Below are 25,728 nucleotides of genomic sequence, written 5' to 3'. Positions count from 1 at the left end.
GGCCCCGCTGACGTGGGGAAGTCTTCCCGTCGGTGAGTTGCCCCAACGGCCGTGAAATCGTTGGCTCATAGCGCCGTGGCGTCGAGGGCGCCGTCGATATGGGCCTGCCAGAGCGGCTGCTCGCCGCCGGGGCGTCGCAGGGTCAGGGTCAAGCGGTAGGGCAGCAACTCCCGGTCGGAGAGTTGCAGTCGCGGGGCCGAGGCATTCAGACGGCTTTCCAGGCGCCATTGATTGTCGCCTGCGCCATCGCCCAGAGCGGGTCGCCAGTCGAGTACCTGAGGACTATCGTCGAGCCCCAGCAGGGCGCGGGTCAGGCTTTCCATCAGTCGCTCGTCGGAGAGGCCCAGGTCGGGGTCGACCTTCGGCATGGCCAGCAGGAGCACCTGATCGGTGGTGGGCTTGGGCAGGGCCGGCGAGGCGGCTACCTGCTCGGCGGCGCGCTCGCCGAGCCCGAGCAGCGCCTGCCGAACGGTCTTGGGGCGTTCCGGGGCGGCGGTGCAGCCGGCGAGGACGAGCAACAGTGCCAGGCAGATCAGTGTGCGAGCGTTCATGAACATCGGCGCCTTTCGGGGGGCTGAGCCTCGAAGCCTTCCTCCAGGTCGGCGAGAAAGCGCGCCAGGTCCGCGAACAGCGTGCGGCGTATCGGTTCGGCTTCGTTGACCAGGTGGTGCCGGGCCTCGGGGTGTCGGCAGATTTCAGCATTGGGAAACTTGCGGTCGAGCACGTCGAGATTCCATTCCCAGTCCACGGTCGAATCCTGCTCGCCCTGCAGGATGAGGGTGGGCACGCGGTTGGGAGGAAGGGCCAGCAGTCGGGGCATCCAGCGGCGCATGGCATCGACCCATTCCATGGCCAGGCGGTCCGGTTGCAATGGATCGCCTTCGCGCAGGAAGGTAGCGAAGTCGCTGTCGGTGGAGTTGGCGCGGAAGCGGCGTGGCACCGAGCGTACGAAGGGGCCCACCAGTCGGTGCAGCCAGCTGGATTGCGACCAGCCCCAGGGTCGGACCAGCGGGGCCAGCAGGGCCACGCCCTGCCAGTGGCCGTCGTCGCCTCGCGCCAGGGCATCGGTGGCCAGTATTGCCGCTCCGGTACTCTGGCCGACACCGACTCGGGGAGGGGCGGCCAGGCCGCGGGACTCGAGTTCTCGGCACAGGTCGCTCAGGCAGGCGCCGTACTCGTCGAAATCGCCGATGGAGGCGCGGGGGCCGCTGGAGAGACCATGTCCGGGCAGGTCCCACAGCACGACACGCCAATTGCGCTCCAGCAGGCATTCGAGCAGGTGGCGGTAGAGTCCCAGATGGTCATAGTAGCCGTGCACGACCCAGACCGTGCCGATGGGCTCCCGCGGGGTCCAGACCTGGGTCCACAGCCGGAAGCCGTGGGTATCTACGTAGCCGACGTGAAGGTCCGTCGTCTCGGCGAGCAACGGACTCAGGCCATAATGGTCCAGGTAGCATTCCAGCGCCTGGCCGGCTTGCTCGGCCGGTGCAATGGGGCCAAGTGCCTGTAAGGGAGTGAAGTCGCTCATCGCATCCTCTGCTGTACTCGCCCATGCTAGCGTCATGGCAGCGGCGGAGCCAGTCATGTTATCGAGGGAAAAGCGCTGGCCACGTCTCGTCATTTGGTCGATATCGAGACGAGGTGCGCCTTCCTTGGCTTTACATGTGGAATAATTTTCCACAAAATTATTCAGGAGCAGTCACCCTTCGCTGTCCGGCCGATCGGTGCCAGGGGGCGCCGAGCTGCCACGCATCAGGAGAACGACCCATGACCCAACGCATTACCCGCCATCGCCTTCAAGTGGCCGCCGAGCTGGACCGTTTCATCAACGAACGGGCCCTGCCGGGAACCGGTGTCGATCCCGAGGCCTTCTGGACCGGCGTGGATGCCCTCTTTCATGATCTGACACCGAAGAACCGCGAACTACTCGCCGAACGTGACCGCCTGCAGGCCGAACTCGATGCCTGGCACCGCGAGCATTCAGGGCCGGTGCGTGACATGGCGGCTTATCGTACCTTTCTCGAGGAGATCGGTTATCTGGCCCAGGCGCCGGCGAATGTCGAGGTCACCACGGCCAATGTCGATCGCGAAATCGCCGTGCAGGCGGGGCCGCAGTTGGTGGTGCCGGTCAACAATGCCCGCTATGCCCTGAACGCCGCCAATGCGCGCTGGGGAAGCCTGTACGATGCCCTGTACGGCACCGATGCCATCGCCGATGAGGATGGCGCCGAGCGCGGTGAGAGCTTCAACCCCAAACGGGCCGAGAAAGTCATTGCCTATGCCCGGGGCGTGCTGGATCGTGCCGCGCCCCTGGCGACCGGTTCCCATGGTGAGGCGGTCAAGTATGCGCTGCGCGATGGCCATCTCGTCGTGACCCTGGAGGGCGGCCGCGAGACCGGTCTCAAGGAACCCGGCAAGCTGGTGGGCTACCAGGGCGAGGCCGAGGCGCCCGACGCGGTCCTGCTGGTCAATCACGACCTGCATCTGGAGATCCAGATCGATGCCGGCCACCCCATCGGCAAGACCGATCCCGCCGGCGTCAAGGACGTGGTCGTCGAGGCGGCGCTGACTTCCATCATGGATTGCGAGGACTCCGTGGCGGCGGTGGACGCCGAAGACAAGGTCGAGGTCTATGCCAACTGGCTGGGCCTGATGAAGGGCGACCTGGAGGCCCAGATCGACAAGGGGGGCAAGACCTTCACGCGTCGTCTCAATGATGATCGTACTTGGCGCAATCCCGCGGGTGGCGACGTGACCCTGCCGGGACGCTCATTGCTGTTCGTTCGTAATGTCGGCCATCTCATGACCACACCGGCGGTACTCGATGCCGATGGCAATGAATTGCCGGAGGGCATTCTCGACGCTGTCGTCACCAGCCTGATCGCCCTGCACGACCTCGCGAAGGGCGAGGGAGAGCCGCGCAATTCCCGCGAAGGATCGGTGTACATCGTCAAGCCCAAGATGCACGGCCCGAAGGAAGTGGCCTTTGCCGATACGCTCTTCGCGCGCGTCGAGGACCTGTTGGGCATGACCCGCGATACCCTGAAGATGGGCATCATGGACGAGGAGCGCCGGACCTCGGTGAACCTCAAGGCGTGTATCGCCGAGGCAGCTTCGCGCGTGGTGTTCATCAACACCGGTTTCCTCGATCGTACCGGCGACGAGATGCACTCCACCATGGAGGCCGGTCCGATGATCCGCAAGGGTGACATGAAGAACAGCGCCTGGATCGGCGCCTACGAGCGGAGCAACGTCCAGACCGGCTTGGCCTGCGGGCTGCGCGGCCATGCGCAGATCGGCAAGGGCATGTGGGCGATGCCGGATCTGATGGCGGCGATGCTCGAGCAGAAGATCGGCCATCCCAAGGCCGGTGCCAACACCGCCTGGGTGCCATCTCCCACGGCGGCTACCCTGCATGCCTTGCATTATCACCAGGTCAGCGTGGCCGAGGTGCAGCGCGAACTCGAGGCCCAGGGGGAACCCGATTGCCTGGACGAGCTGCTGACCGTACCAGTGGCCGAGCACCCGGCGTGGAGCGACGCCGAGATCCAGCAGGAGCTCGATAACAACTGTCAGGGCATTCTTGGCTATGTGGTGCGCTGGGTCGAGCACGGTGTGGGCTGCTCCAAGGTGCCGGACATTCATGATGTCGGGCTGATGGAGGATCGCGCGACCCTGCGGATTTCCAGCCAGCACGTGGCCAACTGGCTGCACCATGGCGTGGTGGATGAGGCGCGGGTGCGGGATACCCTGGAGCGCATGGCCAAGGTCGTCGACGAGCAGAATGCTGGCGATCCATCCTATACGGCGATGAGTGCCGACTTCTCGGCCTCCCACGCCTTCCAGGCCGCCTCCGATCTGATCTTCAAGGGGCTCGAGCAGCCTGCCGGCTATACGGAGCCGCTGTTGCACCACTGGCGTGCGGTCCACAAGGGAGCCTGACCGGCGGCGGGCCGTGCGGTTGGCGGGATATCCTGGTGCTCGTTGCCGGTAGCTGGGCTATCTTGGGGCCAATGCTCGAGCAACCGTCGCAGGGAGAGCCCCATGACCGTGATGTCCGCCACCGCCATCGAGGAGTTTCTCGATGAGGTCTTTCCACAACGGGCCGGCACCATCGAGGGTGTCGATGAGATGCGCGCCACCATGAGTCTGGCCATCGAGGACGAGCACCTGCGGCCCGGAGCCTGTGTCTCCGGGCCGACCATGATGGGGCTGGCCGATGTCTGTCTCTACGTGGCGATCCTGGCGCAGATCGGGCCGGAGCCGATGGCGGTCACCAGTGACCTGCATTGTCGCTTCCTGAGGCGGGCCCGAGGTGACCGTGACCTCATTGCCAATGCGCGAATCTTCAAGCTGGGCCGTCGCCTGGCCGTCGGCGAGGTACAGTTGTTCTCCGCTGGGGACGAGGCGCCGGTGGCACTGGTGACGGCAACCTATGCACTGCCCGACAGTGACTGAGGCGCACCGCCCGGGGGTCAGGCTTTCGAGCGGTTTCGCAGCACGACGCCGGCCAGCGTCAGCCAGCCGAGTATCAGCAGCAGGCCTCCCATCGGGGTGAGTGGCCCGAGCCAGTCCATACCGGAGAGTGCCAGACCGTAAAGCGACCCGCAGAACAGCAGCATACCGGCCGCCCAGAGGGCCAGCACCAGGCGTTGACCGGGCAAGGGCAAGGTCGCTCGCCAGGCCAGCACGCCAAGCATCGCCAGGGTGTGCCAGGCCTGGTAGCGCACGCCGGTCTCGAAGGCAGCCATCAGGCGGGGCGTCAGCTCCGCCGCCAGGACATGGGCGCCCAGGGCGCCGATCATCACCATCAGGGCGCCGGACAGCGCCGTTGTCAACCACCAGGGTCGGTCATGCATCATGGATCCTCCATCGATGACGCCTTACCGTACCCGCCACGAGGCTGAGGCGCTACAATAGGGGCCTGCTACAGCCATAGCCAAAGATGCAAGAGGATGCCATGCAGATCCATCTCAATGGCGAAGCGAAACATCTGGACAGCGAGATGTCGGTGGCCCAGCTGGTCGATACCCTCGGCCTGACCGGTCGCCGTATTGCCGTGGAGGTCAACGAGGAGATCGTGCCGAAGAGTATCCACGGTGATACGCGTCTGGCGGATGGGGATCGAGTGGAGATCGTCCATGCCATCGGCGGAGGCTGAGGGGTAAGACGGCTTCCGTGCGGCGAGCGAACTCCAGGCTGCCAGCGGCACTCGTGCGCGAGCCCGGTCAACATCCTCATGTACTGGTGTACCCCATCTTCACTGGCAATACACATCAGCGCTGTCCCTGCGCCATAGGAGAAAGACACGCATGACCGATTTCATCCAGGACACGCCCTTGCGGGTCGCCGGCCGTGAATTCCGTTCCCGACTGCTGGTGGGCACCGGCAAGTATCGCGATTTCGACGAGGCCGGTGCGGCGATCACCGCCAGCGGGGCCGAAGTGGTGACCTTCGCGGTTCGCCGCACCAATCTGGGGCAGGATGCATCGGCGCCCAACCTGCTCGATGTGGTCTCCCCGGAGCGCTATACCCTGCTGCCCAACACGGCCGGTTGCTTCACCGCCCAGGATGCGGTGCGTACCTGCCGCCTGGCCCGGGAGCTACTGGATGGTCACAACCTGGTCAAGCTCGAGGTGCTGGGCGATGAATCGACGCTCTACCCCAATGTCGTGGAGACCCTCGCCGCCGCCGAGACGCTGGTCAACGATGGTTTCGATGTGATGGTCTACACCAGTGACGATCCTATCGTCGCCCGCGAGCTCGAGCGCCTGGGGTGCTGTGCGGTGATGCCGCTCGGCTCGCTGATCGGCTCCGGTCATGGCATCCAGAATCCCTACAACATTCGCTTGATCATCGAGCAGGCCAATGTGCCGGTGCTGATCGATGCCGGTATCGGTACCGCCTCCGAAGCGGCCCAGGCCATGGAGCTGGGGTGCGACGGCGTGCTGATGAACTCCGCCATCGCCCATGCCCGGCAGCCGGTGCTGATGGCCAGTGCCATGCGACAGGCGGTCAGCGCCGGGCGCGAGGCCTTCCTGGCTGGCCGCATGCCGCGTCGCCGGGAAGCCGAGGCATCGTCGCCCATGGCGGGCCGTATCAACGCCTGAACCGACGCGATCCTGATCCTGTTTGCCGGCTCGGTTTTCCGATGCCGCTTTTCGACCTAGTGACCCAATAGTGAACCACGCATGAACGAACCCGATACCACCGGCCCCGAACGTCCAGACGCACCGCTGCATCGCCGCGGCATCAAGAGTTATGTGTTGCGCGCCGGACGCATGACCACCGCCCAGACCCGGGGCCTCGATGAGGTCTGGCCGCGTCTGGGGGTGACGCTCGATGCGGGGCGTCAGGATCTGGATGTCCTGTTCGGGCGCCAGGCGCCTCGCGTGCTGGAGATCGGTTTCGGCATGGGGGCGTCGCTGATCGAACAGGCCGAGTCGCACCCCGACACCGACTTCATCGGCATCGAGGTGCACGCGCCGGGTGTCGGCAAGTTGCTCGACGAGGTCGACAAGCGTGGCCTCACCAACCTGCGGGTCTACCGCGAGGATGCCCTGGCGGTGCTTGAGCGCTGCCTGCCCGAGGCCAGCCTGGACACCGTGCAGCTGTTCTTCCCCGATCCCTGGCCGAAGAAGAAGCACCACAAGCGGCGCATCGTTCAGCCGGCTTTCGTTGAACTGGTACGCACTCGCCTCAAGCCGGGCGGTACCCTGCACATGGCCACCGACTGGGAAGCCTACGCCGAGTGGATGGCCGAGGTGATGGCGGAGGCGCCGGGCTATGCCAATACTGCCGATGCGGACACCGCGCCTTATGTGCCGCGCCCTGCCTTCCGGCCGCTCACCAAGTTCGAGGCCCGCGGGGAGCGTCTGGGACATGGTGTCTGGGATCTGATTCACCGTCGTGACGACGACTGACCCCATTCCGGTCGAGAGTCGACGCCGGGGCGGCGGGCCGAATGGCGGGACGTTCGCTCCGACGGCCGGCCGGGCTCGCCGTACCGCCATGGCCGCCGGCGCCGCGTCCCTGATGGCGGCCGGCATATAGGGCGCTGCCGGCGCCGACGAGTCCAAGCAGCATGCCGATGGCGCCCATGGTGCCGGGGAGCTCACCGAACATCAGCGCCGTCCAGGCGAGTGTCGCCGCCGGGGTCAGCGCGACCAGGCCGGCACTGTGCCCCACGCCGAAACGCCGCAGGCTCTCCACGAAGAAGCCGTAACCGCCGAAGGTGGCCAGCACGATCAGCCAGACCAGAGCCGTCAGGGTGTCGGGGCTCGGCGTCGGCGGTGCCAGGGAGCCTCCCATGCCAAGGGCCGCGAGGAAGAAGACGCCGGTGGCGGCCATCAGTTGTGCCGTCAGGCGAGCCTCCAGAGGCAGCGTCGCGGGTTGCCGTGTCGTGAGGGCGCTGCCCAGTGTCACGTAGGCCACGGCCAGCAGTGGCAGACCATACGCCCAGAGCGGAGCGCCGCCGACGCCTTGCAGGTCGTCCAGCACGCTCAAGGCGGCTCCCAGGGTCGCCACCGTCATGCCCAGCCACTGAAGGGGGCGGGTGAGTTCGCCGAGCCAGCCGCTGGCCAGGGTGATGGCCGCCAGTGGTTGGAGAGCGCCGATCAATGCCGCCACTTCTGCACTGACGCCTGCCTTGACGGCCAGCAGCATGGTCAGCAGATAGCCTCCCACGGTCAGGCTGCCGATCAACGCTTCGTGCGCCAGCGCCCGAGGGTTCAAGCGGGGCTGGTGACGTTGCCGGCAACGCCACCACCACCAGCCGCCCGCCAGCAGCGTGGCCAGGGCGAAGCGCCACGCATAGAGCGCCAGGACTGGCGTATCGATGGCAACGGCCAGCCGGCTGCCCACGAAACCACTGCTCCAGCACACCACGAAACCGACCGCCACGATCAGGCCTCCCAGGGCGGGGGAAAGCGATGAGAGCGTGATGTGTCGCAGTCGATGCACGGTGCCCGTCATGATACCTCCGGTCCTGGGGGTGGATTGGTCCGCACAGGTTGACTGGTCTAGAGTGTTTCGTGAATCGAAACTTATTGGACCGAGCATTCAATATGGCTGAAGGCATTTCGGACTCGCTGGATCTCGAGGCGCTGCGCAGCTTCGTGGCGGTCGCGCGCTTGGGTACGCTGGCCGCGGCGGCCGAGCAGCGTCATCGCACCGTCAGCGCACTGAGCATGCAGATCAAGCGCCTGGAGGCGCGGCTGGATACCACCTTGCTGATACGGGGGGCGCGAGGGGTGAGCCCGACGCCCAGCGGCGAGGCCTTGCTGGGCGAGGCGCGGGAACTGTTGCGTCGACACGATGGCCTGGTGGCCAGGATCAGTGGGCGAGGGTTGAGCGGCCGCGTACGTTTCGGCATGCCGGAAGACTACGCCAGTCGCCTGGTGGGGCGTCTGTTGCCAGACTTTCTGGCACGGCATCCGGATGTGGTGCTGGAAGCGGTGACGGCGCCCAGCGGCGAGCTGGCACGTCGCCTGGAGCGGGGAGAGCTATCGATGATCGTGGCGCTCGACCGTCCTCACCGGCTCAGTGGTGGCGAGCCGTTGTGGCGCTCCACGCCAGTCTGGGCCGGGGCGCGAGAACTCGTCCTGACGCCGGAGCAACCGTTGCCACTGGCGCTTCACCCCGAGGACTGCCCCTATCGGCAGTTGGGAGTCGAGGCATTGAGCGCGATGGATCGCCCCTGGCACGCCGTCTTCACCAGCACCAGCATCCACGCGGTGGAAACGGCAGTGGAGTCGGGGTTGGCGGTGAGCATTCTCGAGCGTGACCGATTGACGCCGGCCATGCGAGAGCTTGGTGCGGCGGAGGGATTGCCGGTGCTGCGTGGCTGTGAGGCGCAACTGTACTATGGGCGGCAGGTTTCCGCTGCGTCCTGGCCGGCAGTCGAGGCGCTGGGCGAACTGGTCAAACGGCAGCTTGGTCAGCGGGAATGATGGTGCGAGGCGAGCGACGCGCAGCCGAGAGACAAACCAACGCCACGAGACGAACCAACAAAAGAAAGCCGCCCTGGGCGGGGCGGCAAAAGACCGTGACTAGCAATGAGGAGGAGAAACCTGGGCAAGAAACTGGCAGGAACCTTGCCCCGGCATGGCGCCTCATCAACGCCATGTTTGTAGAGTAAATCATTCTCATTTGACCTGTCAACGCAAACGAGAATTTTTTTTATTACGTTTCGAGGACGGGCCCTATCAGCCGACCAAGCGTAGCCAAAAGGGGAGCGAGGCCATGGCGATCAGGGTCTGGCCGGTGATCAGCGCGGCCATCAACTCGGCATCGCCACCGAGCTGACGGGCCAGGATGTAAGCGGAAGTGGCGGTGGGTAAGGCGGCGAACAGCAGCGCAATATCGCGACTCACCGGTTCCAGCCGGAGCAACAGGGCGAAACCGAGAACCAGGGCCGGCATCAGGATCAACTTGGCCAGGTTGGCCGCCCAGACACCGAGATCGAGGCGCAGCAGGGCTCGTGGCCGCAGAGCGACGCCTACTGCCACCAGGCCGAGCGGCAGGGCGGCCCGACCGAGCAGCTCCGTTGCGGGGGCGCTCCAGCCGGGCAGGCCGATACCACTGAGGTTCAGGGCGATGCCCAGCAGGCACGCCAGGATCAAGGGATTGCGTGCCAGGGCGGCCAGGCTGGCGCGCATGCCGGCGGTACCGAGTGTGCCGGCGGCGATGAAGCTGGCGACACACAGGACGTTCACGACCGGTACCATCAAGGCCACGGCCACTGCCGCGACAGTGGCACCGGCCTCGCCATGCAGCGCCGCGGCACCTGCCACGCCGACATAGGTATTGAAACGCAGCGAGCCCTGGAACACCGATGTGAAGGCCGGGGCCGCCAGACCCAGCCGATGGTTCGCGGCCCAGAGCGCGGCCCCCAGCATGCCCATCGCACCGAGCAGGGCCAGGGCCAGGCGTCCCACCGGGACTTGCTGGATATCGGCACCTGCCAGGGTCGAGACCAGCATGGCGGGGAACAGCAGAAAATAGATCAGCCGCTCCATCCGTGGCCAGAAATCGCCGCCCGGCTGGTCGAGGCGGCCGAGCAACGCGCCCAGCAGGATCAACAGAAAGAGGGGCCCGAGGGCTCCCGCCACGCCTTCCATGACACCTCCTCATTGGGTCCGTCACGCGATGGAGCGTCCCGGATTTCGTCGGGATGGCTTGGATTCGCGCCGTCCAGACAGCTATCTTGCCATCATCGGCGGCGTGACTTCACTGTCATGTGCGGACCGGAGACCGATCATGACGCCGGGTGGCGTCGAGCAGACGAGGAGCGGCCATGATGACACGGCGTTGGCGGTATCTGGCGGCAGGTGCCATTGCGCTGTCGGTGTTATTCGGCCTGCTGGCTCATCAGTGGTGGAGCGGTAAGGGCAGCGAGGCGGAGCTGGAAGGCGGCCCTATCTCGCTGCCGTCGACGCGAGGCGAGTTTGCGCTCTCCCAACTGGATGAGGACCAGCTTGCGGTGGTCTTCTTCGGCTATACCTGGTGTCCGGATGTCTGCCCCATGAGCCTGGCGGTGGTCCGCCAGGTACGCCAGCAGCTATCCGACCCGCGCCGAGAGCAGGTAGTGCCGGTGATGATCTCCGTCGATCCCGAGCGCGATACCCTGTCGCGGCTCGAGGAATACCTCGCTTCCTTCGGCGAGGACTTCATCGGTGCGACCGGCAGCATCGAGCAGGTAGAGGAGATCGCCGAGCGGTATGGAGTCGTGTGGCGCAAGGTCGAGGCGCCGGAGTCGGCTATGGACTACACCGTCGATCACACCGCCTCGCTCTATCTGGTGGACCGGCATGGCGAGATTCGCCGGCGTGTTCTCCACTCGCCGACGCCGGGCCCGCTCAAGGCAGCGTTGAACGATTTGCTCGACGCCATGTGAACGGCATCGTCGGCCCTGAACGATGACGACCGGCTCATAGGAGCCGGCCGTGCGAAAGGCGTTGAGCGCGAGGGATCACTCGGCGTCGCTGGCGCTTTCGGTGTCGCCGCTCTGTTCGCCGTTGGCGTCTTCCGCTGCTTCGGCGGGCGTGACGTCGAGCAGCTCAACCTTGAAGATCAGCGTCTCGTTGGGGCCGATCGGGCCCTGACCGCGGGCACCGTAGGCCAGGTCGGCGGGAATCGCGATCTCCCAGGTGTCGCCCACGCTCATCAGCTGCAGGGCTTCCTGCCAGCCATCGATGACCTGGCCGACTCGGAAGCTGACCGGCTCGCCGCGCTCGTAGGAGCTGTCGAAGACGGTGCCATCGATCAGCTTGCCTTCATAGTTGACCTTGACGGTGTCCTCGGCACTCGGCGTGGCGCCGTCGCCGGATTCCAGCTCACGATACTGCAGGCCCGAATCGGTGACCGTGACACCGTCCTTTTCCGCGTTCTCCTCGAGATAGGCTTCACCTTCGGCCTGATTGGCCTCGGCGCGCTTCTCAGCTTCGGCGGCACGCTTTTCCTGGGCCTGTTGCTGGAACTGGGCCAGGGTATCGGCCATTTCCTGATCGGTCATGGCCAGCTCGTCGCCGGCGTAGACGTCGCGGATGGCCTGGGTGAACGCATCGATATCGAGATCGGAAACATCTTGCTGGATGCTCTGACCCAGGGTCACCCCGAGGCTGTAGCCCAGACGTTCCTGGTCGGACTCGGGCGCGGCCAGTGCCAAGGGAGCGGCGGTCAACAGGGCCGCCAGTGAAGCGGAAGTCAGCAGTGTCTTCATGAAAAAGCCTTGTGGTCCGGCGCCTTGGCGCCATGAGTGTATGGAATCCATGGGACTCTAACAGGGCCGGAGAGGTTCCGCACGCATGCGCCGGATGCCGCTTCCGGCCCCCGTCGGAAAGCCGTCAGACGACCATGACGGGACAGTGCGCGGAGCCTGCCACACGCTGGGCGACACTCCCCAGCAGCAGGCTCTTGTCACCGTTGGTGCCCTGGGCGCCGATCACGATCAGGTCGCACTCTCGCTTGCGGGCGAAGCGCACGATGGTACGCGAGGGGCGCCCGCCCTTGACGAAGGCGCGTATCTTGTCCACCGGCACGCCCATCTCGGCGGCGCGTGTCTTGGCCTGGACGGCGATCTCCGTGGCGTAGTCCTTGAGAGCATCGTCCGGAATATCCAGCTTCTCGGGGCGGACCATCGACAGCGAGGCTTCGAGCAGGCTGTGATGCTTGAACACGCACAGGATGTAGAGTTCGGCGCCGGTCAATCGCTGCAGACCCACGCCCTTTTCCAGCGCCTTGACGGCGCCCTTGGAGCCGTCGACCGGCACCATGATCCGATTGAACATCGTCACCTTACTCCTTGTGTCCGTGTAGAGCCGCTTACCTGAAGGCGAGGTCGCGCAGGAACAGGGCGATCTGCGGGAACAGGATCAGCAACGCGGCCGCCAGTACCAGCATGAAGATGAAGGGAGGCGTGCCCTTGATCACGTCCAGATAAGGACGCTTGAAGATGGCGATGGCGGTGAAGATATCGCAACCGAAGGGCGGCGTCGCCGAGCCGATGGCCACCTGCAGTGTGATCAGGATACCGACGAGCACCGGGTCGAGGCCGGTGGCCTCGATGGCCGGTGCGAAGACCGGTGTCAGCACCAGGATCACCACGATGGGGTCGACGAACATGCAGGCGACGAAGAAGGCGATGCAGATGGCGATCAGCACCCCGGTCGGCCCCGCTTCGTTGATGCCCACGGCCTCGAGAATGGCCTGGGGAATCTGGGCGAAGGAGATGATCCACGAGAAGCTGTTGCCGACTGCCACCAGGATGAAGACCACGGCGGTAATCAGGCCGGTGGACTTGGCGATGGTGTAGATATCGTTGATCTTCAGCGAGCGGAAGACCACGAACTCCAGCAGGATGGCATAGAGCACGCAGGCAGCCGCGGCTTCGGTAGGACTGAAGATGCCCCCATAGATGCCGCCGATGATGATCACCGGGAAGCCCAGCGGCCACAGTGCCAGGCGTACGGCCGAGAAACGTTCTCCCCAGCTCGCCTTGGGCTCGGTGGGCACGCCACGGACGATGGCATAGATCACGCAGTAGGTAGCGAACATGGCCAGGATCATCAGGCCCGGGCCGATTCCGGCGATGAACAGCTCACCGATGGAAGTGCCGGAGATGATCCCGTAGATGATCATGCCGATGCTGGGCGGGATCAGGAAGGCGATGTCACTGGAGTTGATGATCAGCGCCAGGCTGAAGGAGTCCGAGTAGCCGGCCTTGAGCATACGTGGACGTAACGGGGAGCCCACCGCGACCACGGTGGCCTGGGTGGAGCCAGAGACGGCCCCGAACAGCGTGCAGGACGCTGCCGTACTGACGGCGAGACCGCCCTTTATGTGGCCGATGAAGGCCATCACCATATTGATCAGTCGATTGGCCGACTGACCGCGCGTCATGATATCCGCGGCGAGAATGAACATGGGCACTGCGATCAGCGATGCCGGTCGTATGCCGGCCATCAGTTGCTGGATCAGGGTCTCCATCTGGCCCAATCCGCCGAACATCATGAAAAACCCGATGATCGCTGCCGTCGCCAGCGGAATCATCATGGGAAAGCCCAGCAACAGCAGGCCGATCATGGTCGCAACCATTATTGTCGTCATCTTGCATTCCCCCGGGCGAATTGCCCTGCGTCAGACTTCCGTTTCCGTATCCTTGTAACCGTCGACCACCGAGGTCGACAGGTAGACATCGCGCGACGTCAGGTTCTTGATGGCCGTGAAAAGGTATTGGATGCCGGTGATCAGAAAGCCCAGGGGCACCCAGACGTAGATGATGAAGATCGGAAAGCCCAGTGCCGGCAGGATGCGTCCCTTGTCATACAGGTCGAGGATGTAGAGCAGCGAGTAGTACATCAGGAAGAACATCACCAGGGAGGTGAACAGCGAGATCAGGACCATCAGGGCGCGGCGACCACCCACCGGCAAGGCATCGTAGATCGCCGACATGCGGATGTGGCGGCCATGGCGCGCCGCGTAGCCGATGCCCGCGAAGGTGATCATGATGATCAGGATGCGGTTGACCTCGCCGGTGAAGAACAGGCTCTCGCCGAGCACGAAGCGCCCGATGACATTGGCGATGGTGTTGGTGGCCATCAGCAGCACGCCGATGGCGAGAATGATCGCTTCAAGCTTGCTGATGAGAGTATCAATGGTGCCCAGTATGCCAGGCAGGCCTGAGTGATAGTGCTTTTCGGATTCTTCGTCGGTCATGGCCGCGCTCCCTTCAGCAGACATGGCGAAATTATGGGGCCCCGTTCAGCAGCGTAACCGCTGGCGATGCGGCACGGTGTGCCACAGGTCAACGTTGGATGAACGCTGAGAGAGTGCCTGCCGATCACCGTGCTCGTCCATGCGCCTGTACCCGCGTCTTGTCCTGGAGCTTCCCTGTCGCGCGCTCCTCGAGCGGCGGGTATGCCAAGCTCGGGTGGCGTGGCGAGAGGCGCGTCGGACATCGTTACGGTCTGGCGGGTGATATTGGCATGTACCCTTCGGGGCCGCGTAAACAAATCGGGGGCAGCCTGGCTGCCCCCGGTGGATGCGGGTTAAGTGCGTGATCAGCCTTCGTCCTGGCTTTCTCCGCCTTCATCCTGTTGCACGGCCTTGAGGTCGGCCTTGAACTGGTCGAGCAGCTCCTGGCCTTGCTCGCCGGTCATCTCGATGAACTTCTCCTCGACCTGGGGAGCGCGCTCCTTGAAGGCCTGGATCTGTTCATCGTCCAGACGCGTGACGGTAACCTCATCGGACGCTTCCTTGATCTTCTCGAGGGATTCCTCGGACAGGCCCTTGATGTGCTCGATGGTATGGTCGTAGGCCGCATCGGCAGCATCCTGTACCAGTTGCTGGTCTTCCTCGGAAAGCCCTTCGTAGAAGTCCTGGTTGGCCATCATCGCGGTGGTGAACCAGCCATGGCTGGTGAAGGTCAGGTGCGGCGAGACTTCGTAGAGGCCGCCGGACTCGATCCAGAAGATCGGGTTTTCCTGGCCGTCGATGATGCCGGTCTGCAGGCCACCGTAGACCTCGCCCCAGGGCAGCGGCGTCGGCGTGGCACCGAAGGCGCTGTAGGTCTCGGCCAGCAGCGGGTTGGTCATGGTACGGATCTTCTTGTTGTCGAAGTCCTCAGGCGAGGTGATCGGCTCGTCGGCGGTCACCACCATTTCGCCTTCCGGATACATCTTGAGCAGTTCCAGCCCGTGCTCGGCGTAGAGCTTCGGGAACATCTCGTTGATGGCCTTGCTCTCGTCGAAGAACTCCAGGACGGTGTCCATGTCCGTAGGCATCAGATAGGGAATGAAGAAGATTTGCGCCGAGGGGATCAGCGAACCGGTGAAGCCGGGCGACTGGTTCACGAACTGCAGGATGCCGTTCTGGGTCTGCTCCATGATGTCATCGGACTCACCCAGCTCGCCGAAGCGATAGACCTGTACGGTGTGGTCGGAATTATCTTCGACATAACCCTTGAAAGCCTGAGCGAAGACATCCTGGACGTCGCCTTCGTATTCCTCGTGAGCATAACGCCAGTTGTCGGAATAGGCGGCGGTGGACATGCCGAGCATCAGAGCGCCGATGCTCGCAGTAGTCAGCAACTTGTGTGCCTTCATTCTTATGGTTCCTCTGCAGGTTTTGCCGGGAAATCAATGATTCATCGACCGGCGCAAAATCGAAGTTGTCGTTTGCTCGCCGTTTACGCAGGTAATTTCAGGCTAGCGTGGGGGGTATAGGGGGTCAAGCTGGCTTTGTAGCGTCCCCAAGGCCAAAAGATGTGATTTTTTCTGAAGTTGAGGGCCGAATGGCAGAACTTTTTCGAGAGTTGGACATGGCCGGGGAAGCTCGGAAAGGGGGACGGAACCACTGCGGCTATGGGCTTCCAGGCGTAGCAGACACTCGCGTTCGGCGTCCAGCTCGGCTTGCTTGATGTGCTGACGAACCGTGGCCACGCCCGACCGTTCACGAGCGGCCGGCTTGAGCTCTCGGCGCAGGTCTCGCAGGGGCGTGGTAACCGTGCGTTGCCATTGCCTCACGTCCGAGGGCGTATCGTCGGCACGCAGGCCATGCTGATACAGCCAGCAATGCCATAACAGCTCGGCGACATCGATTCCGGCTTCATCCTGCAAGGTCAGACAGGCCGGCTCGATGCCGTCGCGGGCATAGAGCGCAAGGGCGAAGTCCCAGAGCGAATCGCCGGCGAGACGTGACCGCAAGCGCGTGGATAATTCGGTAGAATCGTCGTTCATCACGACAAGGTGGCCGCCTCCGGGCGGTGATCTCACGCAGACGAGTGGAGTCCGCATGATCGCACTGCGCCAAGTATCCCTGCAACGCGGCCCCCAGAGCCTGCTCGACGCGGCCGACATGACCCTGCACGCCGGCTACAAGGCGGGCATCGTCGGTGCCAATGGCGCGGGCAAGTCGAGCCTGTTCGGGCTGCTGCTGGGCGAGCTATCGCCGGATCGCGGCGAACTGGAGATGAGTGGCGGTCAACGCATCGCGCACATGGCTCAGGAGGTGGAAGCGCTCGATCGCAGCATCCTCGACTATGTGCTCGATGGTGACCGCGCCCTGCGCGAGACCGAAGCGGCCTTGCACGAAGCGCAGGCACGCGGAGACGCACACCGCGAGGCCGAGTTGCACGGGGCCATCGAATCACTGGATGGCTACAGTGCGCCGGCCCGTGCGGCTCAGTTGCTGGTCGGCCTGGGCTTCGGTCAGGCTGACCTGGATCGCCCGCTGGCGTCGTTCTCCGGGGGCTGGCGCATGCGTGTCAACCTAGCACGAACCCTGTTCACGCCGTCCGATGTTCTGCTGCTCGACGAGCCGACCAACCACCTGGATCTGGATGCCTTGCTGTGGCTCGAGCAATGGCTGTCCCGCTATCCCGGTACCTTGCTGCTGATCTCTCATGATCGCGATTTCCTCGATGCGGTGTGCGATCACATCGTGCATTTCGAGCAGCGCTCCCTGGTGCTCTATCGAGGCAACTACACCACCTTCGAGCGGACCCGGGCCGAGAAGCTGGCCTTGCAGCAGGCGGAGGCTGCCAAGCAACAGGCGCGCAAGGAAGAGATCGAGCGTTTCGTGGCGCGTTTCCGCTACAAGGCCACCAAGGCACGGCAGGCCCAGAGCCGCTTGAAGATGCTCGAACGCATGGGCGACATCGCGGTGGCGCATGCTGACTCACCCTTTCATTTCCGCATTCCCGCCGCAGACAAGGTCTCGCATCCTCTGCTCGTGCTGGACGACGCTACCCTGGGGTATCGCGATGAAGCCGGCGAGAAGCGGCAGCTCGAGGCCGTGAACCTGGCATTGCAGCCGGGACAGCGGATTGGCCTGCTGGGCCCCAACGGCGCAGGCAAGTCGACCCTGATCAAGTCGCTGACGACCGAGCTGCCGCTACTGGCGGGCCATCGGGTTGAAGGCGAGCATCTGGCCATCGGCTACTTCGCGCAGCACCAGCTCGAGGGGTTGGATCTGTTGGCGTCGCCTTTCCTCCACGTGCAGCGACTTTCGCCCACGGCCCCCGATGCGGAGATTCGTCGCTTCCTGGGGGGATTCGGCTTCCATGGCGATGACGTCTTCGAGGAGGTGTCACGCTTCTCGGGAGGCGAGAAGGCAAGGCTGGCGCTGGCCCTGGTCGCCTGGCAGCGTCCCAACCTGCTATTGCTGGACGAACCGACCAACCATCTCGACCTGGAGATGCGTGAGGCCTTGACCGAGGCCCTGGCCAGTTTCGAAGGCGCGGTAATCGTGGTGTCTCACGACCGCCACCTGCTGCGTGCCACGGTGGATGAGTTCTGGCGAGTGGCGGACCACCGGGTGACGCCCTTCGACGGCGACCTGGAGGATTACCGTGCCTGGCTCAAGTCGCGTCTGGAAGAACAGCGACGCGAGGCGCGTGCCGAGAAGGCCGAACGCCAGGTCGACGACGCGACGCCCAGGGAGGATCGCAAGGCCTCGCGTCGAGCGGCTGCCGAGCTGCGTGACAAGCTGCGGCCACTCAAGCGCGATCGCGACCGGGCGGAGCGTGACATGGAAAAGACACAGGCTTCGCTGGAAGAGGTCGAAGCGGCCCTCGCCGACGCCGACCTGTACACCGATGACGCGCGCAAGGACGAACTGAATGCCCAGTTGGCGCGGCGGGGTGAGCTGGCCTCGCAACTCGAGGAGCTCGAACAGCGGTGGCTGGCCGCCGAGGAAGCGCTGGAGCGGCTGGAGGCCGAACTGCAGGCCTCCTGACCGCGCGGTGTTGCAAGGGCTTCAGAGAGAGGAGGCGCGACCGGCCTTCCGGTGGGAAGCGGTGGCACTGCTGCGCCGGCCGGGCTTGTCACGCATCTGCTCGGCGATGGCTTCCCGCTCGCGGCGCTCATCGTCGAGGCTGCGGCGTGGCAGGATCAGATTCAGGGTGATCGAGACCAGGGCCGCCACCACGATAGGCGAGCCGCCCAGCACCAGTTGCACCATCTCCGGCAGGCCGGCGATGGCGTCCGGGGCGGCGTAGATGCCCAGGCTCAGGGCCAGCGCCAGGCTGACGATGGTGATGTTGCGCGACGACAGCTCGTCGCGGATCAAAAGCTGGATGCCGGTCATGGTGATCATGCCGAAGACGGTAATGGTGGCCCCGCCCAGCACCGGATAGGGAATGGTGGTCATCAGGGCGCCGAACTTGGGCATCAGGCCGGCCAGCAGGATGAAGACGGCTGCGAGGGCCAGTACCGTGCGGCTGACGACCTTGGTCATTGCCACGATGCCGACATTCTGGCTGAACGAGGCGGTCGGCAGCGCGCCGAACACCGAGCCCACGGCAGTGCACAAGCCATTGCCGAGCAGCCCGCCGGCGAGTTCCTTGCGATCCAGCTCGCGATCCATGCCCCCCACGGTAGTGGCCGAAAGGTCGCCGATGGTCTGCACCGAGTTGATCACGCAGATGATCACCATGGACAGGATGGCTGCCGGATGGAAGGCCAGGTCGAAGGGCAGCAGCGCCGGGGCACTGAACCAGTTGGCCTCGCGGACGGGATCAAAGTCCACCATGCCTAGCGCTAGCGCCAGGACATAGCCCACCAGGATGCCGCAGATGATCGCCGAGAGCTTGAGAAAGCCACGGGCAAACTGCGAGACGACGACGACCACCACCAGGGTGAGGAGTGCCACCAGCCACTGGCGTGGCTCGCCGAAGCCGGGTTGCCCGATGCCGCCTGCCATGTAGTTGACGGCGATGTCATAGAGCGACAGACCGATCACCAGTACCACGGTGCCGGCGACGACCGGTGGGAAAAAGTGGCGGATTCGATGAATGAAGAGCCCCACGAGGATCATGGCGCCCCCGCCGATGACCTGAGCGCCGAGGATGCCTTCCAGACCGTACTGGGCGCCGACCGCCGTCAGGGTCGGCACATAGGCAAAGCCGACGCCGAAGATGGTGGGCAGACGGGCGCCGAAACGCCGGATGCCGTAGAGCTGCAGTAACGTCGAGACCCCGGAAGCGAGCAACGAGATCTGGATCAGCAGCATCTTGTCCTCGAGGGTCGCTCCCACGGTACCGGCGACGATGATGGGGACGGTGACCGTGCCCATGATCATGGCCAGGATGTGCTGGAGGGACAGAGGTAGAGCGCGTGTCACGGGAGGGCGCCCGCGGAATTCGAAGACGGAAGTGCTGTGGCCGGAATCTGGCATGGAGACAATCACCACTTGTTATTGTACACAGTTTATCCTGAGCCCATTGTCCACTTTGTGTAATATATTTCCATAAATTTCGTGTACAACTATGGGAGGGGGCGGTGCCGGGTAAAGCGCCCTGTTCGACGCGGCCATGGCGGGTGGAGTTCGGGCTGACAGCGTGGCGGAAGGTCCACCAGGACGGGCCAACGAGTGGCCTCGATCCGGTGGCGCCATGCGGTGGAGAATGGTGGTGGGGCGGTAGGGTCAGTGACTCTCTAGCAAGAAGGTCACGGGGCCATCATTGACCAGGGATACCTGCATATTGGCGCCGAAGCGGCCGGTGGCCACCCGGGGCCAGGTGCTGTGAGCCCGTTCGACGAGATAATGAAAGAGACGCTCGCCCTCGTCGGGCGGTGCGGCGCTGGAAAAGCCTGGACGCAGCCCCTTGCGGGTGTCGGCGGCGAGGGTGAATTGCGAGATCAGCAGCAGGCCGCCATCGGCCTGGCGGAGATCGTGGTTCATGCGCCCCGACTCGTCGGCGAAGACGCGATAGTGCAGCAGCTTGTGCAAGAGGCGCTCGGCCTTGGTCTCGTCGTCTTCCCGCTCCACACCGATCAAGGCCAGCAGGCCATGCTCGATGGCACCGACGCACTCATCGTCGACGCTGACGCTGGCCTGGGTGACGCGCTGGATCAAGGCTTTCATGGGCGAACTCCGGGCAACGAGGCGATCGCCCGGGAGCGTAGCATGCCTCGGTTCCGCGACCCACCGGGTTGGCGGCGTCAGGCTTCCAGCGCTGGCGGTGTCACCAGGGCCGGCACAGCATGATATCGCAATGGGGTTCGGCCAGCAGGCGCTCGGTGATCTGGCTGTGACGGCCCAGTTGGCCGCGGCTGCCCAGCGCCAGCAGATCCGGCGACTGGCGTCGCAACTGTGTCATCAGCACTTCCAGCGGATCGCCCTGTTGCAGCTCGAGGCTGAGTTCCGGCACGTCGTCGAGCTCGGCCATCAGTTGTTCGGTTTCCTGCTCCAGATGAGACCTAAGCCGTTCGACCTCGCGGTCACGCCAGCGTGCGTAGCCGGTATCGGACCCAAGCTCCCGCTCGCCAGGAATGTTCCAGGCGTGCAGCAGCGTAAGGCGTCCTTCGGGAAAGCGCTTCAGGGTCTCGCGCAGGGTATGTCGCGAGGTCAACGAGAAATCCACCGGGACCAGAATGTCGTTCCAGTCGCGGTTGGCCGGCTGGCTGACGGAAAGCACCGGACAGGGGGCACTGCGCAGTACCCGGGCTAGGGTGGTGCCGTGCACGAGGTCGGGCTGGCCGCGCTTGCGGTGGGCACCGAGGATGATCATGTCCGCCTCGCGCTCGTGGGCTTCGCGAATGATCTCGGTATAGGGCTCGCCGGCCACGGTCTGGATCAGGCTGGCCGGCTCGGCCAGGGCATAGTCCTCGCGGATATCGGTGAGGGTGGCCCCGATGTCCGTCACCACGGCTTCCTCGAGATCGTGCAATACCCGCCTCGGCAGGTAGGGATCGAGTACATGGACGATGTCGAGACGCGCGCCGCTCTCACCGGCCAGGCGAATGGCCCGGGCGAAGGCGGCACGGTTTTCGGCGGAGAGGTCGCAGGCGAACAGCAGGGTGCGGGTCATGGCACAGCCCTCTTGATGCCGGGAGAGACCTTCAGGATGGGTGGCCCCGGCGTCCCGCGCAAGTGGTGGGGATCACCACCAGGCGTGGAAGTGATGCACCGGGCCCCGCCCGTGCCCCACGGCGAGCCGTTGGCTGGCGTCCAGGGCACGATGCAGCCACTGCTTGGCCTCGCCGATGGCGGCGACGATCTCGGTGTGGCCGGCGTCCGCCGACAGATGTGCGAGGTGCGCGGCGATGGCGGAAGACAGGGCGCAGCCGGTGCCGTGCAGGTTGTCGGTATCGATGCGTGGGGCCGGCAGCCAGGCACTGTCGGTGGGCGTGGCCAGCAGGTCGGGGCATGCTTCGCCCGGCAGGTGGCCACCCTTGAGCAATACATAGGGGGCCGATAGCGCCTGTAGGCCGGGGAGCATGGCTTCCATGGCATCGGGGGTGCTGGGGGCCTGGGTGTCGAGCAGCACGGCGGCTTCCGGCAGGTTCGGGGTGATCACGTCGGCCAGTGGCACCAGGATATCGCGCACCGCGCCGATACCGGCGTTGTCCACCAGAATGTCGCCGCTCTTGGCGACCATCACCGGGTCGAGCACGATCCAGCGTGGACGGTGGCGGGTCAGGGCCTCGCCGATCGTCTCGGCGACCTCGCGGCTGGCCACCATGCCGATCTTCACGGCGTCGATGCGTACATCGTCAAGCAGGTTGTCGAGCTGTTCGCCGATCGCCGCGGCGGAAACCGGGTGCACCCGGGCCACCCCTTGGGTGTTCTGGGCAATCACGGCAGTGATGACGTTGGTGGCGTAGGTGCCCAGGGCAGAAAAGGTCTTGATATCGCCCTGCAGGCCGGCACCGCCGGAAGGATCGGAGCCGGCGATGGTCAGGGTGTGGGGAATGGCATTCGAGGCTGGCATGGTCGTGTTGTCCGTGCTGTTCTGAGATCGCCGGAGGCGGCGTCCAGCATACTGCAAGGCAAGCGCTGCACAAATGTCTGTGTGGGCAAATCGCGGCCGCGGTGCCCTCACCTGTACCGCATAGGTACCGGCCATGGTGGCAACGCGACGGGCCACCCGGAGGTGGCCCGTGGAAGCGTGATGGCCGGCAGCTACTGGGTGGTGTCGCCGTCGGGATTGCGGGCGTTGTAGTAGGCCTGTTCGGAGATGGCGTGATAACTCTCCACCTTGTCCTGGAAGGCGCTGTAGGAGTCGTAGATCTTGCTCGCCATGTCGCTGGACTCGGCCAGTTCGGCGACCACATCGGCAGAGATCTCCTTGGCCTTGGCCAGGACGTCGTCCGGCAGGCGACGCAGTTCGACGTCATGCTCGTTGATCAGTGTCTGCAGGGCGTCGTTGTTGCGCGCCGTGTACTCGTCGAGCACGTCCTGGTTCACGTCGCGCACCGCGGTGCGCAGGATGGCTTGCAGGTCCGCCGGCAGCGAGGCCATGGCCTCTTCGTTGACGATGGCCTCGAACATCACCGTCGGCTCGTGCCAGCCTGGATAATAGTAATAGTCGGCGGCCTGGTGCAGGCCGAAGGCCAGATCGTTGTAGGGGCCGATCCATTCGGTGGCGTCGATGGCACCGGATTGCAACGAGGTGAAGATCTCGCCGCCGGGCATGTTGACGATGGCCACGCCCATGCGGTTCATGACCTCGCCGCCGAGCCCTGGCATGCGCATTTTCAGGCCGTCCAGGTCGTCGACCGAGTTGATTTCCTTGTTGTACCAGCCGCCCATCTGCACGCCGGAGGCGCCGGCGGCCATGACGTCGACGCCGAAGTCATCATACAGTTCGTTCCACAGTTCCAGGCCGCCGCCATAGTGCAACCAGGCGTTCATCTCCTGGGCATTCATGCCGAAGGGGACGGCGGCGAAGAACTGGGCGGCCGGTGCCTTGCCCTTCCAGTAATAGGAGGCGGAGTGCCCCATTTCCGCGGTGCCTTCGGAGACGGCGTCGAAGACCTCGAAACCGGGCACCAGCTGACCGGCGCCGAAGACCTCGATCTGCAGTCGTCCGTCGGACATTTCCTCGACCAGCTTGGCCAGACGCTCCGGCCCCTGGCCGACGCCGGGAAAGTTCTTCGGCCAGGAGGTCACCAGCTTCCACTCGAAGGTGTCCTGGGCCTGGGCACTGCCGGCAGCCAGGGTCAGGCCGACGCCGGCCATGGCCATGACGAGTGCTTTCGATTGCATATGCATCGCTCCCCTTATTGATGTTGTTGGTCGTGCGGAGAGACCCGATGAGGCGGGCCTTGGGGAGGCAGGTGACACACACCTGCCTCATTGGAACCTGTCCGGAACACTATAGCTGGCCTTGCCCGTTGGACCGCTGGCGCCTTGTCCACGGTTCGTCCCGGTTCAGAACTGATCGGGCAGCCAGGTGGCCAGTTCCGGGAACACAGCCAGGGCCAGCAGCATGCCCAGCTGGATCAGAATGAAGGGGATGACCCCGCGATAGATGGATGAGGTCGTCACCGAGTCCGGTGCCACGCCGCGCAGGTAGAAGAGCGCGAAGCCGAAGGGCGGCGTGAGGAAGGAGGTCTGCAGGTTGATGGCGATCATGATGCCCAGCCAGATCGGGTCCAGGCCCATGGCCAGCAGGATCGGCCCGACGATCGGCACGACCACGAAGGTGATCTCGATGAAGTCGAGGATGAAGCCGAGCAGGAAGATCACCAGCATGACGACCAGTGTTGCGCCGACCACCCCGCCGGGCATGTTCTCGAACAGATGCGTTACCAGTTCCTCGCCGCCGTAGGCGCGAAATACCAGCGAGAACAGGGCCGCGCCGATCAGGATCAGAAAGACCATGGTGGTGACGTTGGCAGTGGAACGCAGTACTTCCCGCAGAGTGGCGAGATCCAGGCGACGATAAGCCAGGGCCATCATCAGGGCGCCGAAGGCCCCGACCGCCGAGGCTTCGGTGGGGGTGGCAAAGCCGCCGAGAATCGAGCCGAGCACCACCACGATCAGCACGATGGGCGGCACCAGCCCTTTCAGCAACAGCCATCCCAGGCCACTGTCGTGACCGAGCTCTTCCATCAGCTCCTGGCGGTCGGCGGCCGGCGCGGTGCTGGGCTTGAGCCAGGCGATGACGGTGACATAGACGATATACAGCACGACCAGGATCAGGCCCGGCACGAGAGCGCCCATGAACAAATCGCCCACCGATACCGTCTTGGGGCTGAAGATGCCCATGGAAAGCTGGGCCTGCTGATAGGCCGATGACAGAACGTCGCCGAGCAGCACCAGGGCGATGGATGGGGGAATGATCTGCCCGAGCGTGCCCGTGGCGCAGATGGTGCCGGTGGCCAGCGAAGGGCTGTAGTGGCGCTTGAGCATGGTTGGCAGCGACATCAGGCCCATGGTCACCACGGTGGCGCCGACGATGCCGGTGGAGGCCGCCAGCAGCATGCCCACCAGGGTCACCGAGATGCCCAAGCCCCCGCGCAGCGAGCCGAACAGCAGCGCCATGGCATCGAGCAGCGTCTCGGCGACCTTGGATTTCTCCAGCAGCACGCCCATCAGCACGAAAAGCGGCACTGCCAGCAGCGTCTGGTTGGTCATGATGCCGTAGAGGCGGTTGGGGAAGGCGGAGAGGTAGCCGCCGTCGAAGTTGGCGTCGATGCCCAGTGATTCGAGCCCGAAGCCCAAGCCGGCGAAGGCCAGGGCGGTACCGGCCAGCGACAGGGCGACCGGATAGCCGAACATCAGCACGAGGCAGATTACCGCGAACAGCACCAGCGGCATGAATTCCATCATCACAGGTGTTCCTCGTGCTGATTCGGCGTGTCGTCTTCGGGGGAGAGGCGGCCCGTCAGGATCAGGACGTTGCGGCCGGCCTCCACCAGCCCTTGCAGGAGCATCAGTGCGGCAAACAACGGAATCAGGGTCTTGAGCAGAAAGACGCCGGGAATGCCGCCGGAATCGGGCGAGCCCTCGAAAATCGCCCAGGACTTGCCCACATAGCCGAGGCTGACCAGGATCACGAAGATCATCACCGGCATCAGCAACAGCAGGGTGCCGAGCAGGTCGACCAACGCCTTGCCTCGGGCCGACATGCCCCGATAGAAGATGTCCACCCGCACATGGCCGTCGTGGCGGAGGGTATAGGAAGCGGCGAGCATGAATACCGTGGCGTGCAGGTACATCACCGATTCCTGCATGGGAATGCTGTTGATGCTGAAGGCATAACGCAGCACCACGATCAGGAACTGGATCAGCATCATGACCAGGATCAGCCAGGAAAGGCTCCTGCCGAGCCATTCGGAGAGATGGTCTAGCCGGGCGAGGAGGCGCGGCAACTCGCTGGTTTGGGACATGAGATTCTCGCTGAGCAGCCAAGGGCGTCGAACCGGCGCGATGCGCCGACGCAGTCAACGAAGACTATACGGGAAAGGGCGAGATTCTGTCAGGCGAGCGGGGGCA

General features: G+C 64.6%; 26 protein-coding genes. 8 read left to right on the top strand and 18 right to left on the bottom strand.

The features are described 5' to 3' along the window. Positions 1-65: 65 nt before the first annotated feature. Together HSDC_RS10175 and HSDC_RS10170 are read right to left on the bottom strand one after the other, a co-directional pair. A complete protein-coding gene (locus HSDC_RS10175; protein ID WP_244534481.1) occupies positions 66-551 on the bottom strand; it encodes a hypothetical protein in 486 nt (161 codons plus the stop codon). After that, positions 548-1,528 carry an alpha/beta hydrolase gene (locus tag HSDC_RS10170; RefSeq protein ID WP_064699840.1) on the bottom strand — a complete coding sequence of 327 codons (981 nt, stop codon included), beginning with the start codon at positions 1,526-1,528 and terminating at the stop codon, positions 548-550. Before HSDC_RS10170 ends, HSDC_RS10175 begins: the two co-directional genes overlap by 4 nt. 239 nt (positions 1,529-1,767) lie before the next feature. Here HSDC_RS10170 and HSDC_RS10165 point away from each other — a divergent pair, with 239 nt between their 5' ends. Continuing rightward, complete coding sequence (locus tag HSDC_RS10165; RefSeq protein ID WP_064699839.1) at positions 1,768-3,942, top strand: malate synthase G; 2,175 nt, start codon at positions 1,768-1,770, stop codon at positions 3,940-3,942. Between the two features lie 102 nt (positions 3,943-4,044). Further along, positions 4,045-4,458 (top strand): PaaI family thioesterase, encoded by a 414-nt coding sequence (locus tag HSDC_RS10160; protein ID WP_064699838.1) that lies wholly within the window; start codon positions 4,045-4,047, stop codon positions 4,456-4,458. 17 nt (positions 4,459-4,475) lie between these two features. Here the strand turns inward: HSDC_RS10160 and HSDC_RS10155 are convergent, their stop codons facing one another. Next, on the bottom strand, positions 4,476-4,859 hold the full coding sequence (locus HSDC_RS10155) for a DUF423 domain-containing protein (RefSeq protein ID WP_064700003.1): 384 nt from the start codon (positions 4,857-4,859) through the stop codon (positions 4,476-4,478). A 101-nt stretch (positions 4,860-4,960) separates the two neighbouring features. On the opposite strand from HSDC_RS10155, the gene thiS reads away from it, so the two are divergent. From thiS to trmB, 3 genes are all read left to right on the top strand, one after another. After that, positions 4,961-5,161, top strand: a complete 201-nt coding sequence (gene thiS / locus HSDC_RS10150) for a sulfur carrier protein ThiS (protein ID WP_064699837.1) — start codon at positions 4,961-4,963, stop codon at positions 5,159-5,161. A 151-nt stretch (positions 5,162-5,312) separates the two neighbouring features. After that, positions 5,313-6,110 carry a thiazole synthase gene (locus tag HSDC_RS10145; protein ID WP_064699836.1) on the top strand — a complete coding sequence of 266 codons (798 nt, stop codon included), beginning with the start codon at positions 5,313-5,315 and terminating at the stop codon, positions 6,108-6,110. A gap of 81 nt (positions 6,111-6,191) precedes the next feature. After that, entirely contained in the window at positions 6,192-6,923 is a 732-nt protein-coding gene (gene trmB / locus HSDC_RS10140) for a tRNA (guanosine(46)-N7)-methyltransferase TrmB (protein WP_064699835.1), read from the top strand. On the opposite strand, the gene HSDC_RS10135 is transcribed toward trmB, so the two are convergent. Next, entirely contained in the window at positions 6,847-7,974 is a 1,128-nt protein-coding gene (locus tag HSDC_RS10135) for a DMT family transporter (protein ID WP_244534480.1), read from the bottom strand. The genes trmB and HSDC_RS10135 overlap by 77 nt on opposite strands. Before the next feature lie 92 nt (positions 7,975-8,066). Between HSDC_RS10135 and HSDC_RS10130 the strand changes: the two genes are divergently transcribed. Continuing rightward, complete coding sequence (locus HSDC_RS10130) at positions 8,067-8,951, top strand: LysR substrate-binding domain-containing protein (protein ID WP_082920014.1); 885 nt, start codon at positions 8,067-8,069, stop codon at positions 8,949-8,951. A gap of 255 nt (positions 8,952-9,206) precedes the next feature. On the opposite strand, the gene HSDC_RS10125 is transcribed toward HSDC_RS10130, so the two are convergent. Continuing rightward, positions 9,207-10,121, bottom strand: coding sequence for an AEC family transporter (locus HSDC_RS10125; protein ID WP_064699833.1), 915 nt, complete (start codon positions 10,119-10,121; stop codon positions 9,207-9,209). A 176-nt stretch (positions 10,122-10,297) separates the two neighbouring features. On the opposite strand from HSDC_RS10125, the gene HSDC_RS10120 reads away from it, so the two are divergent. Then, positions 10,298-10,897, top strand: coding sequence for an SCO family protein (locus HSDC_RS10120; RefSeq protein ID WP_082920013.1), 600 nt, complete (start codon positions 10,298-10,300; stop codon positions 10,895-10,897). Positions 10,898-10,972: 75 nt separating this feature from the next. Here the strand turns inward: HSDC_RS10120 and bamJ are convergent, their stop codons facing one another. The 6 genes from bamJ to HSDC_RS10090 all read right to left on the bottom strand — a co-directional run bounded on the left by bamJ (position 10,973) and on the right by HSDC_RS10090 (position 16,238). Further along, complete coding sequence (gene bamJ, locus HSDC_RS10115) at positions 10,973-11,722, bottom strand: BamJ family beta-barrel-assembly machinery protein (protein ID WP_064699832.1); 750 nt, start codon at positions 11,720-11,722, stop codon at positions 10,973-10,975. 124 nt (positions 11,723-11,846) lie between these two features. Further along, the gene (locus HSDC_RS10110; RefSeq protein ID WP_064699831.1) at positions 11,847-12,290 is read right to left on the bottom strand and encodes a universal stress protein; all 444 of its coding nucleotides are present in this window, start codon (positions 12,288-12,290) and stop codon (positions 11,847-11,849) included. 34 nt (positions 12,291-12,324) lie between these two features. Then, positions 12,325-13,608, bottom strand: coding sequence for a TRAP transporter large permease (locus tag HSDC_RS10105; protein ID WP_064699830.1), 1,284 nt, complete (start codon positions 13,606-13,608; stop codon positions 12,325-12,327). A 30-nt stretch (positions 13,609-13,638) separates the two neighbouring features. After that, positions 13,639-14,217: a TRAP transporter small permease gene (locus HSDC_RS10100; protein WP_064699829.1), complete on the bottom strand. Its 579-nt coding sequence runs from the start codon at positions 14,215-14,217 to the stop codon at positions 13,639-13,641. 344 nt (positions 14,218-14,561) lie between these two features. Next, on the bottom strand, positions 14,562-15,605 hold the full coding sequence (locus HSDC_RS10095) for a TRAP transporter substrate-binding protein (protein ID WP_064699828.1): 1,044 nt from the start codon (positions 15,603-15,605) through the stop codon (positions 14,562-14,564). A gap of 102 nt (positions 15,606-15,707) precedes the next feature. Continuing rightward, complete coding sequence (locus HSDC_RS10090; protein WP_064699827.1) at positions 15,708-16,238, bottom strand: TIGR02444 family protein; 531 nt, start codon at positions 16,236-16,238, stop codon at positions 15,708-15,710. A gap of 55 nt (positions 16,239-16,293) precedes the next feature. On the opposite strand from HSDC_RS10090, the gene HSDC_RS10085 reads away from it, so the two are divergent. Next, positions 16,294-18,237, top strand: a complete 1,944-nt coding sequence (locus HSDC_RS10085; RefSeq protein WP_064699826.1) for an ATP-binding cassette domain-containing protein — start codon at positions 16,294-16,296, stop codon at positions 18,235-18,237. Between the two features lie 21 nt (positions 18,238-18,258). Here HSDC_RS10085 and HSDC_RS10080 read toward each other — a convergent pair whose 3' ends face one another. The 7 genes from HSDC_RS10080 to HSDC_RS10050 all read right to left on the bottom strand — a co-directional run bounded on the left by HSDC_RS10080 (position 18,259) and on the right by HSDC_RS10050 (position 25,622). Next, positions 18,259-19,623, bottom strand: coding sequence for a uracil-xanthine permease family protein (locus HSDC_RS10080; RefSeq protein WP_342039354.1), 1,365 nt, complete (start codon positions 19,621-19,623; stop codon positions 18,259-18,261). A gap of 303 nt (positions 19,624-19,926) precedes the next feature. Then, positions 19,927-20,367, bottom strand: a complete 441-nt coding sequence (gene dtd / locus HSDC_RS10075) for a D-aminoacyl-tRNA deacylase (protein WP_064699824.1) — start codon at positions 20,365-20,367, stop codon at positions 19,927-19,929. Between the two features lie 100 nt (positions 20,368-20,467). Then, a complete protein-coding gene (locus HSDC_RS10070; protein WP_064699823.1) occupies positions 20,468-21,313 on the bottom strand; it encodes a universal stress protein in 846 nt (281 codons plus the stop codon). 72 nt (positions 21,314-21,385) lie between these two features. Then, entirely contained in the window at positions 21,386-22,216 is an 831-nt protein-coding gene (thiD, locus tag HSDC_RS10065; RefSeq protein ID WP_064699822.1) for a bifunctional hydroxymethylpyrimidine kinase/phosphomethylpyrimidine kinase, read from the bottom strand. Positions 22,217-22,407: 191 nt separating this feature from the next. Then, a complete protein-coding gene (locus tag HSDC_RS10060; RefSeq protein ID WP_425292858.1) occupies positions 22,408-23,472 on the bottom strand; it encodes a TRAP transporter substrate-binding protein in 1,065 nt (354 codons plus the stop codon). 186 nt (positions 23,473-23,658) lie between these two features. Continuing rightward, positions 23,659-25,062: a TRAP transporter large permease gene (locus tag HSDC_RS10055; RefSeq protein WP_064699820.1), complete on the bottom strand. Its 1,404-nt coding sequence runs from the start codon at positions 25,060-25,062 to the stop codon at positions 23,659-23,661. Continuing rightward, the gene (locus HSDC_RS10050; RefSeq protein WP_064699819.1) at positions 25,062-25,622 is read right to left on the bottom strand and encodes a TRAP transporter small permease subunit; all 561 of its coding nucleotides are present in this window, start codon (positions 25,620-25,622) and stop codon (positions 25,062-25,064) included. Before HSDC_RS10050 ends, HSDC_RS10055 begins: the two co-directional genes overlap by 1 nt. Positions 25,623-25,728 lie beyond the last annotated feature (106 nt).

This window comes from Halomonas caseinilytica, assembly GCF_001662285.1.
Lineage (GTDB): Bacteria > Pseudomonadota > Gammaproteobacteria > Pseudomonadales > Halomonadaceae > Halomonas > Halomonas caseinilytica.
The sequence above is the reverse complement of the archived record's forward strand: the minus strand, read 5'-3'. Positions and strand labels throughout refer to the sequence as shown.